The organism is Pectobacterium odoriferum (assembly GCF_009931295.1).
In the GTDB taxonomy this organism is placed as follows: Bacteria; Pseudomonadota; Gammaproteobacteria; order Enterobacterales; family Enterobacteriaceae; genus Pectobacterium; species Pectobacterium odoriferum.
On the sequence record NZ_CP034938.1, the window covers coordinates 4,761,945 to 4,775,551 of the forward strand.

The window sequence follows — 13,607 nt, forward strand, 5'->3', positions numbered from 1 at the left end:
ACGGACTATTTCTTGCTGTCATCACCCATCTTTTTAAGAAAGCGCTGTTGTTCAACTAAAATCGCTTTCAACGTAATGCATTGATAATCAATGCCGTAACGCGGGGCAACCTCCGCAATAATTTTCGACAGCGCGGGATAGTGCCGATGATTCCAGTTGGGGAAAATATGGTGGGTCAGATGCATATTGAGCTGTCCCAGCCAGTAACCAAGCCAGGCAGGTCGGGTAGTCCAGTCCACCGTGGTGGAAAACACGTGCTGATAGCGACCATGCCTGAATAAGCCATCTTCCGGTGCCTGATAGAACGTCCCCTTTGCCCAGTGCGACCCCAGAATCAGGACGACAAAAATCAGCGACGACAGCATTTGACTCAGCAGGTAAACCAGCAACAGCGCACCGGCGCTGACGGGTGTCGGCGACAACAGCCAATAGGGGATCGCCAATGCCAGCAGAGCATGCAGCGCTTTTGATAACAGGAAAACACCCCAGCCCTTACCGCCTTGAAGCGTCATATTGCGCGTCACCTGCGTTTTCCCCGCACGATCGAGCCAGTCAAAAAACCAGATGATGCAGGGGAATGTCAACGATGCCACCATCGGCCAGTAGTAGCGCTGGGCGCGCATAAAAAAGCGAAACCGGTGGTAGGGCGACTGCCGCAAAACGCCGTTCTCTTCGATGTCCAGATCGTAGTGCTGCACGTTGACGTGCGCATGATGAAAAATCACATGCCGCACTCGCCAGCAGTCGGAATCCATGCCGAGCGGAATACTCACCACAATATTGAGCAGGCGATTTGCCCACGGCCGCCGGAAAAAGACGTTATGCGAGGCGTCATGCACCACGTTCACCGCCAGAAACATGGCGGTAAAAATAAAGCCAAAATAGCAGCCCGCAAAACCCCACAGCGTCGTCTGCCAGAGGCTGAAACCATAAAACGTCAGGCACAGCGCCACCAGAAACAGCATCTTGCCGATAAACCCAGCGTTGGCAAAACGGTGATCGCCCGCTGCGGCCAGATAGTCATTCGCGGCCTTCATCAGCGCCCGATGCAACGCCAGATCGCGGCCTTGTTCATAGCGTAGCGGCTTCAGCGGTGCGAGCATCATCCTTCCTCTGAGCCATGTTGCACGGTACGCCGATCGTTCCCCTCACCCATCGATTTTAAAAACCGTCGCTGGCTAGCCAGTAGCTCACGATAGGTAATACAGCGGTAGTTCATGCCATGCTCAGCAGCCACGCGCCGTAAGATGTCGGCTAACGCAGGATAATGACGATGATGCCAGCCAGGGAAAAGATGGTGTGTCAGGTGCAGGTTTAACCCTCCCGTCCAATGCTCAAGCCAGCGCGGCGTCGGCAGCCAGTCACAGGCGGTCGCAAAGTTGTGCTGATACCAGCCTTGAGGCATCGCCTCTGTATCGGCAACGGCATAAAACTCAGCTTCAGCCCAGTGCGTACCCAGCAGTAAAAACACCACCAGCAACGAGGCCAGCATCTGACCCAGCAAATAGCTTAACAGCACGATGCCTGGGCTAATGCCGTGTGCCGCCCCCACCATGATGGGAATCACCAATAACAGCAGGATATGGCCGATTTTACTGCCGATAAAAATCATCCATCCACGGTAGCCTAACTGTACTGAACGAGCATTAACGGGGGTTTTACCCAAGCGATCGGCCCAATCAAAAATCCAAGCGATATAAGGGAGCGAGAACGCGGCCACCAGCGGCCAGTAAAGATGCTGATAACGCATGTAGGAACGGTGACGCTGAAAAGGCGTTTGGCGGAAAACCCCATTCTCTTCCGTATCCAGATCGTAATGTTCCACATTCGGATAAAGATGGTGGAAGTCCACATGACGCAAACGCCAGTAATCGGGATCGATGCCTAATGGCAACGTGACGATGCGCCCGACCACGCGGTTCAGTGTCTGGTTGCGGAAAAAGGTATTATGGGAGGCGTCATGATTAACGATGATATTCAATAACATCGACAGCATGATGAAAGAAAAATAGCTCAGGAAGAACGTCCACGCCACCTGCTGCACTAAACAAAGGGCATAACAGGCGATGCAGCATAAAAAGAGTAATCCGGCCTTAATAAACTGCCCGCTATCGGCAAAGCGATGATCGTGATTAGCGCGGAGATAGGCCGACGTTTCCCGCTGTAATGCCCGATGGAAAGCCTGTTCGCCCTTCGCAGGATACCGTTTGGCGGAAAGCACACTAGACATTTTCATGCTCCTCAATCAGGGGGCGTCGGCCCCAGCCGACCGCCATCGCCAGCCCGTGCAGCGCCAGCATCAGCATCGCCATCTTCCAGTAGAGCGCTTCCCAGCCCAGATAGACAAGAAACACGGCAGGGAATAGCAGCACGACCAATAACCAAACGTAAATCCCCCAGCGTCGTCCTTCGGAAATGCCGCCCAGCGCAACCGCCCCCGCCACCAGCAATAGGAAGAGCGCCGCCTGCGACAGATCGGCGGAATCATAGCCGTAGCCATACAGGTAGACGTAGCCCACCACCAGCGCAAAAAGCAGCATCGCACCAGCAATCAACGCCATCGGCGTACAGTGAAACGTCGCCTGACGCGTACGGCGCACAGACAGTTTCAGGTACGACAGAAAAGGCAGGTTACTGGCCCAAAACGGGTTTTTCGAGGGTATTTCCCGACCCGCGCCGTAGCGGAAAGGTGTGTCAGGCAGTTGCGGACAAAAGCTGCCAAACAGCTTGTCCCAAAAAATAAAGGTGCCGCCGAAGTTCTTATCGGCGTACGCACGGTCATTCACATGGTGTACCCGATGGTGTGCTGGCGTCACCAGCACCTTTTCCAGCCAGCCCAGTTTGGGCGTCATCGCATTATGGTTAAACAGTTGAACGCTGTAATGCAGGATGGACACGGTGACGAACACGTACAGCGGAACGCCGAGCAGTGCCAGAATCAGGAAGAACGGAATCGAGGTCAGCGAGGAATACCAGGAGTTACGCACGCCCAGTGACAGATTGAAATGCTCTCCCTGATGGTGAACCACGTGCACCGCCCAGAGCACGCCGAAGGTGTGGTGCAGACGGTGTAGCCAATAGAAACCGAAATCCCAGGCGAGTAGCGCGAACAGCCACATCAGCACCGGCGGCCAGGTTTCCACCCAGCCGAAACTGAAATGCGCCGCGACATAGCCGTAGCAAAAAATTTCCACGCTGCGAAAGAGCCACAGCATGATATGCCCTGAATTCAGGTTGAAAACCACGTCATGCCAGTTCACTGTTTCACGCTGCATCCACTGTAAAACCAGCGCTTCGCCAATCACCACAACCAGCATGAAGACAATGGGTAGTGCTAAATCGATCATGATGTCATTCCTGATGCTGCTTATCGTTAGGCAGCGGAGCCGCTGGGGAAATGGCCTTCACCGCCTCTCGGCCACGCAGAAAGACCCATCCCGCGATCCCCGCCAGCATCGCGCCAGTCACCAGATCGATGAACAGGTGGCGGCGCAGTTGCAGGATGGAAAAGGCTATCGCCGCTCCCCACAGAAGATACAAGCCGGTCCTCACTTTCTGCTGGCCATCGCTCATCGCCCACACCGCCAGCACCGTTAGCGCAATATGCAGCGACGGCAGGCAATTCTGTGGCGAGTCGATAAGCAGCAAAAGCTGTAGCACACGCGTGGAAAAATCGTCCCCGACGACCAGCGGATACACCATCGTGGTCGGAAAAATCAGGTACACCGCGCCCGCAATCAAGGCGGTGAGCTGCGTTGCACGACGTAACCCTGCCAGACGCGATATTGGGCAGGATAAATAGGACAGCGGCACGATGATGAAAAAGGAGAGATACAGCCAGATAGCCGAAGCGCTAAAGGGAATCCACTCATCAACAAGCGACGTCGGCAGTACCATTCCCTGCCCCTGAAACTGCGCACTCAGTTGATACACCACGCCGACCGTTCCCCAGCCGAAGAGCAGCGCTTTCAGCCGCAATAGCAGCGTATGTTGAGGAAATCGCATCATGCTTCCCCCTTCAGGTGGGTAATCCGTCTGCGCTTTTGCGTAAATTCCGGCGCGATCTCCCCGGCGGTGAGATGCCACCGCAGCCGCGATGCATCAATGCCCTGCAACACAAACTGTTGCACCAGACTGTCCTGACAGGCTTCCAGCTCCGGCAGGCTACACGCGGCGGATAAATGCAGCGTCGCCTCGCCCTGCTGCACCAGCCGATAATCAGCATGCAGCGGCAGCGCGTTAGCAATCACTCGGCTACAGAGATCGGCAAACACGGTCTGAGTTTCACCGTTGCGGTTCGGCAACCTCAGGCTGTCATCACTGCGCCCTTCAATACGGGCTATCGCCATCGTCACTTTGCCACACGCGCAGGGTTCCCGCTGTTTGACCAGCACATCATCCAGCCGATAGCGCACAATCGGCTGCGTGCTGCGGGTGAAATCGGTAATGATGGGCGTAAAGCGTTCGTCATCCAGCCACTGCGGCTCAATGTGAATAAATTCTTCGTTAAGATGCAGCGTGCCATGTTCACAGGTCGATGCCAGAAAGCCTTCCGTTGCCTGATACACTTCCCCGACCAACCCGAAGACCTGCTGCAACAGTTGCTTATCCTGCGGTTCCAGTACCTCAGCCACAGAAATCACCTTTTTGACCGCTAGCCGCAGTTCGCCGCGCTGTACCGCCAGCGCCAGCTCGCGCAGCACCTGTGCGGGGGCAACGATAATCGACGGTGACCACGCTTCCAGCCGCGCAAAATGGCCGGAAAATGGCGCAAAGAGATCGTAAAACGACAGGCTGAGCCAGCGGTTATCGACGCTGTGATACAGGTTGTTATCCGCCCGCAGAAACAGCGCCACCCGTTCACCGGCGCGTAAACCGTCCGGCAGCATTTTCGCCAGCATGCCTCCCGCCCAAATCTGCTGTTCGCGCGGGCTGACAACAAACAGACCACGCTGGCCAGACGTACCGGATGACAGCCCGACGCTAAACCCGTTCACATTCGGCGTGAAGTCGCGATCCGCTTCGCTGCGGCGTGCGCAGGCAAGCAGGTCATCTTTCTTAAGCCCGGCGGTGTTCATGCGATCGAATTCAGCCATCATTACGGCTTTATCCATCGTCGGCCACGACGTAATAGGAAGCTGGCAGTAAGGACGAAAATAGGGACTACGCGCCAGCACCCGTCGCGCGAAGCGGGCGAGCTGATTCTGCTGATGGCGTTCAAGCGCCTGACGGGTGGTAAAACGCAGGCGTCTGGCGCGGAAATAGTGCCAGATCGTCATCAGCGGAATCATAGGTCGCCCTCGTGACACAGCCGAATATCAACCAGCCCGTTCAAGTGCAACTGATGCAGTTGGTCTAACGTTCGGTAATAGGCTTTAGGATCGTCCATCACCAGATTCGCCAAGCGCGACGGTCCGCGACCTTCACGATAGCTGTGCGGCGACCAGGCGGCATCACTTGCCAGCAGCACCCAGCCGTTTTCGGTCAGCACAAACGCGCCAAGGTGTCCAACTGCGTGGCCGGGCAACGGCACCAGCACGATCTCTTTATCGCTACCGGGCAGCGCATAGCCTTGCGTAAACGGTGCCAGCTCCGCAGGCAGATCGGTAAGCGGGAAGCTCTCAACAAACTGGAGCGCTTGCTCGAAATGTTCAGGAATCAGCGCGGGGACAAACGCCCGTTTCAACGCGGCGAAACCGCGCAGGTGTCTCGTCTGCTGCCAGCCCAGCGCCGAACAAATAAACGGCACGGAGGGGAAATCCCGCAGCCCCGCGATATGGTCGCCGTGAAAATGGGAAATAATCAGGCCATCGATGTCCGTAGGTTGAATGCCCTGCGCGTGTAGCTGGTGAATCAGCGCGTCTTTCGTTTCGAAATGCACTGGCGTCATTCTGCGGTACAGTTGAAACAGGCCGGAACGCGTGGCGTCGGTAAAATGCTGAGCATAGCCGGTATCCCACAGCCAGCGCTTACCCTGACTTTCCAGCATCCAGACCCGCGCCGGAAAACGGCACACCTTCCATCCCGCACCACGCAGCGCCATGCAACCCGGATGCAGGCAGTACCCTACTTCAAACGTCGAAATATTAGCCATGTCCGTCAGTGCTCCGCTGCGCAAGGTGTGTTTTGAACCAGTTACCGGTTAACTCGATGGCCTGCTGGAGGGAAAAACGCGGCTGATAGCCTAGCTCTTGCTGCGCTTTCTCCGCGCTGAGCGTCATATCAAAATTCACCGCTCCCGCGCTGTAGCGCGTCAGCAGCGGCTCTTTTCGGCTAAACCACGAGAACAGCTCCATACCACCGGCCACCGCGTGCAGTAACGGATACGACACTGCCTTAACGCGATAATTCATGCCCAACTGACCGACCAGCAGTTGCTGAAGCATGTCTGCAAGGCGTGCGGGCTCATGATTGGTAATGTTGTACGCCGAACCTGAAACTAACCCCGTGCGCTGGCTGGCAAGCGCCATCGCCTCTACCACGTTGCCGACAAACGTCAGATCCAGCAGCGCTTCGCCACCGCGCGGGAGACACAGCACACCGCCGCCCACCGCGATTTGCTCCAGAACACGCGGCAGTATCACGCGGTCATGTGGGCCAAACAAGCCACGCGGGCGCAGGATGACATAGGTCGTTTGCGGGTAGCGTGACGTCAGCGCCTGAAGCCGTTCTTCCGCCAGAAATTTGGTCTGTGCATAGTGATTGGCAAAACGCACCGCGCGGTAGCTTTCATCAATATTCAGGTGGTGCTGATAATCAAAGTAAATCGCAGGCGTGGAGATGTGCACAAAGCGCGGGATACCCAACTGACCCGCAGCTTCAGCCAGTCGCGCCGTTACCTCGGTATTATTCTGATAAAAATCATCATATTGACCCCACGGTGATGATTTTGCGGCACAGTGCCAGACCACATCACAGCCCACCATCAGCGTTCGACACTGCTCTACCGACGTTTCCACCAAATCAATGCGGGCGAACTGCGCCCCCTGTGCTTCAAGCTGTTGCCCCACCGTGCGATCGCGCCCGCAGGCCAGCACCTGATGCCCAGCCTGGAGCAGCCATTCCACCGCGTTACGCCCCAGTCCGCTGGTTGCGCCCGTGACGAAGACTCTCATGGGATCAGTACCATCCCGCCCAGCGTCAGCCCGGCGGCCGTACCGACCAGCATCGCGGGTTCACCTTCAGGCAGGCGTTGCGTCACGATGGCATGATGCAGCGCCGTCGGAATCGACGCCGCGACCTGATTGCCGTGATAGCGGTAAATATCAATCAGCCTTTCCGTCGGAATCGCCAGCCGCTTGCGCATATGTTCCAGCGACAGGTGACTAGCCTGATGCGGAACCACCGCCGCCATCTGATCCAGCGAGTACCCACTGGCATCCAGCAGACGTTGCAGATAGCCTTCAATCAAGGCAGAAGCCTGCCTGAACAGCCGTTTCCCCTGCATGTGGAACAGAAAATCATGTAGCTCCATCCCCGCACGCGGGTTACGCAAGGTGCCGCCTGCGCGGATTTGGCACAGTTCGTTGCCCTTCGGATAAGTTTCCAGCAGGCACGCCGCAATACCGCTGCGCCCATCGCCGCGTTCAACAATGGCGCACGCGGCACCATCGCCAAAAATCAGCGACGACTCTTCATCATCCCAGTCAATGCCGCGTGAGGCCAGTTCGGTAGAGACAATGGCAATGCGCCGATAAGCGCCAGTATTCAGCAAACCAGCTGCCACCTGAAGCGCGGAAATAAAGCTGACGCAGCTGCTGTTAATATCAAAACAGGCCGTCCCTTTTGGCAGAGACGACACCTTTAATAAATGGCTGGCGCTATAAGGCAGCGCCTGAATCGGAATGGCAGAAGCAAACAGCAGCAGATCGATTGACGCGGGCGGAATAATTCCCCGCGTCAGCGCGTCATTTAACGCCGCCACACCGAGCTCGGCCTGACTAGCATGATTATCCGCATGGTGGCGATAGATAATGCCTGAACGGCTTTCGACATAACCAGCGGGTTTATTGAGCCGCACATCCAATTCAGCCGACATCACCCGCTGCGCAGGAAGCGCGCTGCCGGTAGAAATAATCTTGAGCGGAACCAATCCCTGAGTAAATGCATAGCTTTGCGTCTTCAACATCCATCCTTTTCAGATTCATTATCGTTTTAGCTGTACTGAGCAGGCTATCACGTACGGTATTTATTCATTCTGCTGCTAAGAATAACGAAATCACCACGAATTGAAATCTTAAGCTGTGCGATCGCACTATTCTATCCTGACACTTTTTCGCTATTCTCTGTTCATTCGCGATGCTGAATTAAGCCAGAAGTTCTACTTATGTCATTGTTTATCAAATCGGTTATTGGCGCGCTGATCGTATTGCTCATCAGCGTACTGGCGAAAAGCCGAAACTATTATATTGCCGGGCTGGTGCCGCTATTTCCTACGTTCGCGCTGATCGCACATTACATCGTTGGCACCGAACGCGGACTGGAAGCGCTACGCGCCACCATCCTGTTTGGCATCTGGTCTGTTATTCCTTATCTGGTTTATCTCATTTCACTTTATTACTTTACCGCGTGGATGAAATTGCCACAGGCACTGCTCGCAGCGGTCATGTGTTGGAGTGTGTCAGCGGCACTGTTGGTCAAAATCTGGACGTGGTATCAGGGGAATTAACTTCTTTATTAGGATAACACGATGAAAAAAACGACGTACCCCGGCACCGTTTATCGCCCTATTCTCTCCGCACAGGAAGCAGAGCGCTTCACGCTCCCGCACTATTTCACGCCGCGTGGGAACGATGGTCAGACGGAGGCTGATATCTGGCTGCCCGCACCAATTGAGGTCGATCCGGCGACGCCGTGGGTTGTTGGGCCGCAGGTGGGGGTGGATGGTGCAACACATACCCATATTCAACAGGCGGTGAACGCCGCGCTGCGGGCGCAGCAGGATCGGGCGCACATTGAGATTACATTGCTGCCGGGCACCTATACCGGCACGGTCTACATCCCCGCCGATGCGCCACCGCTCACGCTATGTGGGGCGGGAGAACAACCGGATGACGTAGTGATTCAACTCGCGCTTGATTCGATGTTTTCACCGGCAACCTACCAAGAAACAGTGAACTCACACGGCGAATACCAGCTCGGAGACCCTGCCTGGTACCTGTACGACCTCTGTGCGTCAAAGCAGAACGCGACGATTGATACCATTTGTGCCGCCGTGGTCTGGTCGCAAAGCGACAATTTCCAGATGAAAAACCTGACGGTAATGAATACCTTGCTGGATTCAGTGGATGGTCGCGCGCATCAGGCCGTCGCGCTGCGCACCGACGGCGACAAGATACAGCTTGAACAGGTTCGCCTCATCGGTCGCCAGGATACGTTTTTCGTCAATACCAGCAACCGCCGCAATGAGTACGTCACGGACCGCTATAGCCGGGCCTACATTAAAGACAGCTACATTGAGGGTGATGTCGATTACGTTTTTGGGCGCGCGACCGCAGTATTCGAGCGTGTCCACTTTCATACCGTTTCCAGCCGTGGGGCGAAAGATATTCACGTCTTCGCGCCTGATAGCATGCCGTGGGTGCAGTACGGCTTTCTGGCAGTGGCGTGTCGTTTTACGGGAGACGAGGGCTTCAGCGGAGAAAGAAAGGCCAAACTGGGGCGCGCCTGGGATCAGGGAGCAAGGCAGACGGGATACCAGCCGGGGCAGACAGCAAACGGCCAGCTAGTGATTCGCGACAGCACGATTGACGCCAGCTATGACAAAGAGCAACCGTGGGGAGCTGCGGCAACGACCGCACGGCCCTTTGCGGGTAACGCGGATTCAGCCCGCAATCTCGACGATGTGCATTTCAATCGGCTGTGGGAATACCACAATATCGACGCGGTGTGATATCAGACGGAAGAGAACAGAATATGAAAGGCGGATGCGACTCATGAAGACAATTAATGTAATTGAGACCTGATGGGCCTGTAAACAATACAGGCCATGAGGAGGAAAAACATTATTTTTATTATACTATTGATAAATCTTGCTTAATTAGCATTCCCTGATGTTAGCCAGTCATCACGCTTATCCAGAGCGGTGTTTATTCCTTTTGCTTTACGTCCTTAACATTGTTGTAAGATTGTATGTTTTTAAACCGCAAAGAAAAGCTATACTAAGGTATAGGTAGAGCTATCGGTATAGGTTCTTATAGATATACCTATAGGTATAGGTATATACTTTTTCTATTACAGGATGTTGAGTTTTCAGACTGAGGTCATGAGATGTCGCAATTATTCTCCAATAACGAAACTATAAGCAAGGTAATAAAAAATCAATTCGATACCGCATTAAGTCACTATGGCGACATCAAATATTCTTATATGGTATTAAATAAGAAAAAACCTACAGAAATTCTTATCATTTCAAATCACCACGATGAGTGGAGAGAGATATACCGAGCCAACAACTATCAACACATTGATCCTGTAGTCATTGCTGCTCTTAATAAGATCACACCTTTCCCTTGGGATGAAGATTTACTTGTCAGCACACAGTTGAAGATGTCAAAGATATTCAACTTGTCCAGAGAGCATAACATCACTAACGGCTATACTTTTGTTCTTCATGACCATAGTAACAATCTGGTTATGTTATCTATCATGATTGACGAATCTAATGTAAGTAACATTGATGAGGTTATTGAGAGTAATAAAGATAAGTTACAAATGACGTTGATGAATATCCATGCAGAAACCATCTCTCTTTACAGAGAGATGATTAGAAACAAAGAGGATGAAAGGTCAAATGATAAAGATATTTTTTCTCAACGAGAAAATGAAATTCTCTACTGGGCCAGTATGGGAAAAACCTATCAAGAAATCGCGCTGATATTAGGCATTAAAACAGGCACCGTTAAATTCCACATCGGGAATGTTGTAAAAAAACTCGGTGTATTAAATGCCAAACATGCAATCAGACTTGGCATCGAACTACAGCTTATCCGACCGATTCAGTCATAGGCTCGAAAGACAGTGGCCACTCTCGTAGCTTACTTTCAACGAATTCTTGATTGTTATTTATACGACGAACTAACACATCCTGACTTTCTTTGTCGACAGGTAAAAACAGTAAATAAACCCTTTCCTGCTTTTCTGACAACCCTTGTTCAACAACAGAAATTTTCCAGCCAGATCGCTTTAATATTGTGAGCATAGGATGGCTGACGATTGTGTAAACGCCATCATACCCTTTACTTCTTGAGTAATTCACCGTTGCCAAAAAGAACATCGTACTAACGGGATAAGTATTACCTAAAATAGTTTTCGAACGAGCCTTATCTACAAAAAATCGGCTCGACTCAATATAATTCCCTTCGGGAATATCTACTTTATCAAAATAGGAAAAAAATGTGCCGGTAATCATATTAGGATATTTTGTTTCGATTAACCGGGAGCTGCAAATAACCTGATTATCCTCTACGCCGAAAAGATAGGTCGCGTTATCGTCATCGTATTGATCGAACTCCATCCCATTAATACATTTTACCGCCCAATTAAGCCGATCCTTGAAAGTTTCTTTTCTGAGCGTAAACAATTCTTCCGATTTTTTTTCCGACAATAGTGTGTAACTTACATCAAATATTTCTAACATTTTTCCTCCATTGAAAATTTGCAGCTAGACATCACAAAAACAGATACACCATCCAATACGTTCTTTCGCCTTTTAAAATTCTCGGCTTATTGTCATTGTATTCTGTCGCTTTCCACGGCGGTTGTACAGATGCAACCCGCATTGTCAGCAAGAGTTCACACATAAAAAGACAACACGAGAAAACCCAATATAAACATATGATAAACAGATAAAAAAAATCCGGAAGCGCGAGACGATTCCGGATTTTTATATTACTCAATCTGTGCGTTATTTCTCTGTTTTATCCTGCAGTTGCCCGACCTGCGGCAGACCCGTGCTGGCGGAGGAAGAGAGCAAGCCTGTTTCAGCATAGTTAAACAGTTTTTCACGCGTGTCGGTGATGTCCAGATTGCGCATGGTCAGTTGGCCAATACGGTCATCCGGCGAGAACACCGAGTCGCCTTTCTCCATGGTCAAACGCTCTGGCTTATAGGTCAGATTGTCAGACACGGTATTCATGATGGAGTAATCATTGCCACGGCGCAGTTCCAGCGTCACTTCGCCGGTGATGGCGCTGGCGATCCAACGCTGAGAAGCATCACGCAACATCAGTGCCTGAGAATCGAACCAGCGTCCCTGATACAGGAAACGCCCCAGTTGACGGCCATTAGCGTGGTATTGCTCGATAGTGTCCTCGTTGTGGATACCAGTAACCAGACGCTCATAGGCAATGTGCAGCAGTGCCATTCCCGGCGCTTCATAAATGCCGCGGCTTTTCGCCTCAATGATACGGTTTTCAATCTGATCGCTCATGCCCAGACCGTGACGGCCACCGATGCGATTCGCTTCCAGCATCAGTTCAACGTCATCGGTAAAGGTCTTGCCGTTCAGCGCAACCGGGTGACCGCGTTCAAAACGGATGGTCACTTCTTCTGCTGGTACTTTGACGTTCTCGTCCCAGAACTTCACGCCCATAATCGGGTTAACGATTTTGACGCTGGAATTCAGGAATTCCAGATCCTTCGCTTCATGCGTCGCACCCAGAATATTGGAATCGGTGGAATAGGCTTTCTCGGCCGACATTTTATAGCCGAACCCTGCCTGTGACATAAACTCGGACATCTCCTGACGGCCGCCCAGCTCATCAATAAAATCGGTATCCAGCCACGGCTTGTAAATCTTCAGTTCAGCATTGGTCAGTAGGCCGTAACGATAGAAACGCTCAATATCGTTGCCTTTATAGGTGCTACCGTCGCCCCAGATGTTTACGCCGTCTTCTTTCATCGCGGCAACCAGCATCGTACCGGTAACCGCACGGCCCAGCGGCGTGGTGTTGAAATAGGTTACGCCCGCTGTCGTGTTGTGGAATGCGCCACATTGAATTGCAGCGATACCTTCAGCGACTAATTGCTTACGGCAATCGATAAGGCGCGCATTTTCTGCACCGTATTCCATCGCCCGACGTGGGATTTCCTCGTAGTCATCCTCGTCTGGCTGCCCCAGATTTGCGGTATACGCATAAGGAACCGCGCCCTTTTGACGCATCCAAAGCAGCGCAGCGCTGGTATCCAGACCACCCGAGAACGCAATACCAATACGCTGACCAACCGGAAGATGCTTGAGAATCGTTGTCATATATGTAATCCCTGCTCGAAAGATCTATGGTGATATACCCCTAGGGTATCAGCTTAGCCGCCACACCATTATGTTACGCCATACATTCGTGAGTGTTCGCACCTTGTGCACATCCTGCATCAAGCGGGCTGGCCGATGACCAACATCGACACACTCACAAATGCATATTTATGCAAAATAAGTGAGTGATAATTTAAACATCTTTTTGGCAGGACAGGAAGAGAAGAGTCATACTTTCATGCAAAAAAATTCGCGGCCAATTCACGACCAAGTTAGCAAGTATAGCGCTATCTTCTCTTCAGACTAAGCAGCAAAAATCGTTTACGCGACCCACCCGACATTAATAAAACATCGT

13 protein-coding genes are annotated in these 13,607 nt (G+C 52.4%); 3 read left to right on the forward strand and 10 right to left on the reverse strand.

All coding sequences use genetic code 11. The annotated features are described in order from the left end of the window. Positions 1-5: 5 nt before the first annotated feature. From EO763_RS21480 to EO763_RS21515, 8 genes are read right to left on the reverse strand one after another with little or no spacing between them, the layout of a single operon-like run. Positions 6-1,103, reverse strand: a complete 1,098-nt coding sequence (locus tag EO763_RS21480) for an acyl-CoA desaturase (protein WP_161530460.1) — start codon at positions 1,101-1,103, stop codon at positions 6-8. After that, complete coding sequence (locus EO763_RS21485) at positions 1,103-2,230, reverse strand: fatty acid desaturase family protein (protein WP_161530154.1); 1,128 nt, start codon at positions 2,228-2,230, stop codon at positions 1,103-1,105. The genes EO763_RS21480 and EO763_RS21485 overlap by 1 nt, the downstream gene beginning before the upstream one ends. Then, positions 2,223-3,347: a sterol desaturase family protein gene (locus EO763_RS21490; protein ID WP_161530155.1), complete on the reverse strand. Its 1,125-nt coding sequence runs from the start codon at positions 3,345-3,347 to the stop codon at positions 2,223-2,225. The genes EO763_RS21485 and EO763_RS21490 overlap by 8 nt, the downstream gene beginning before the upstream one ends. Before the next feature lie 4 nt (positions 3,348-3,351). Next, positions 3,352-4,005, reverse strand: a complete 654-nt coding sequence (locus EO763_RS21495; RefSeq protein ID WP_161530461.1) for a phosphatase PAP2 family protein — start codon at positions 4,003-4,005, stop codon at positions 3,352-3,354. Then, positions 4,005-5,291 carry a F390 synthetase-related protein gene (locus EO763_RS21500; protein WP_161530156.1) on the reverse strand — a complete coding sequence of 429 codons (1,287 nt, stop codon included), beginning with the start codon at positions 5,289-5,291 and terminating at the stop codon, positions 4,005-4,007. Before EO763_RS21500 ends, EO763_RS21495 begins: the two co-directional genes overlap by 1 nt. Continuing rightward, the gene (locus EO763_RS21505; protein ID WP_161530157.1) at positions 5,288-6,094 is read right to left on the reverse strand and encodes an MBL fold metallo-hydrolase; all 807 of its coding nucleotides are present in this window, start codon (positions 6,092-6,094) and stop codon (positions 5,288-5,290) included. Before EO763_RS21505 ends, EO763_RS21500 begins: the two co-directional genes overlap by 4 nt. Then, a complete protein-coding gene (locus tag EO763_RS21510; RefSeq protein WP_161530158.1) occupies positions 6,087-7,115 on the reverse strand; it encodes an NAD-dependent epimerase/dehydratase family protein in 1,029 nt (342 codons plus the stop codon). The genes EO763_RS21505 and EO763_RS21510 overlap by 8 nt, the downstream gene beginning before the upstream one ends. Then, positions 7,112-8,128 (reverse strand): 3-oxoacyl-[acyl-carrier-protein] synthase III C-terminal domain-containing protein, encoded by a 1,017-nt coding sequence (locus EO763_RS21515; RefSeq protein ID WP_161530159.1) that lies wholly within the window; start codon positions 8,126-8,128, stop codon positions 7,112-7,114. The genes EO763_RS21510 and EO763_RS21515 overlap by 4 nt, the downstream gene beginning before the upstream one ends. A 198-nt stretch (positions 8,129-8,326) precedes the next feature. Here EO763_RS21515 and EO763_RS21520 point away from each other — a divergent pair, with 198 nt between their 5' ends. The 3 genes from EO763_RS21520 to EO763_RS21530 all read left to right on the forward strand — a co-directional run bounded on the left by EO763_RS21520 (position 8,327) and on the right by EO763_RS21530 (position 11,007). Further along, positions 8,327-8,668: a GlpM family protein gene (locus tag EO763_RS21520; protein WP_161530160.1), complete on the forward strand. Its 342-nt coding sequence runs from the start codon at positions 8,327-8,329 to the stop codon at positions 8,666-8,668. Between the two features lie 21 nt (positions 8,669-8,689). Then, positions 8,690-9,892, forward strand: coding sequence for a pectinesterase PemB (pemB, locus tag EO763_RS21525; RefSeq protein ID WP_161530161.1), 1,203 nt, complete (start codon positions 8,690-8,692; stop codon positions 9,890-9,892). A 377-nt stretch (positions 9,893-10,269) separates the two neighbouring features. Next, positions 10,270-11,007 (forward strand): LuxR family transcriptional regulator, encoded by a 738-nt coding sequence (locus tag EO763_RS21530; RefSeq protein ID WP_040032264.1) that lies wholly within the window; start codon positions 10,270-10,272, stop codon positions 11,005-11,007. Here the strand turns inward: EO763_RS21530 and EO763_RS21535 are convergent. Together EO763_RS21535 and argG are read right to left on the reverse strand one after the other, a co-directional pair. Next, a complete protein-coding gene (locus EO763_RS21535; RefSeq protein ID WP_040032263.1) occupies positions 10,985-11,638 on the reverse strand; it encodes an acyl-homoserine-lactone synthase in 654 nt (217 codons plus the stop codon). The genes EO763_RS21530 and EO763_RS21535 overlap by 23 nt on opposite strands. A gap of 267 nt (positions 11,639-11,905) precedes the next feature. Next, on the reverse strand, positions 11,906-13,252 hold the full coding sequence (argG, locus tag EO763_RS21540) for an argininosuccinate synthase (RefSeq protein WP_161530162.1): 1,347 nt from the start codon (positions 13,250-13,252) through the stop codon (positions 11,906-11,908). Between the last annotated feature and the right edge of the window lie 355 nt (positions 13,253-13,607).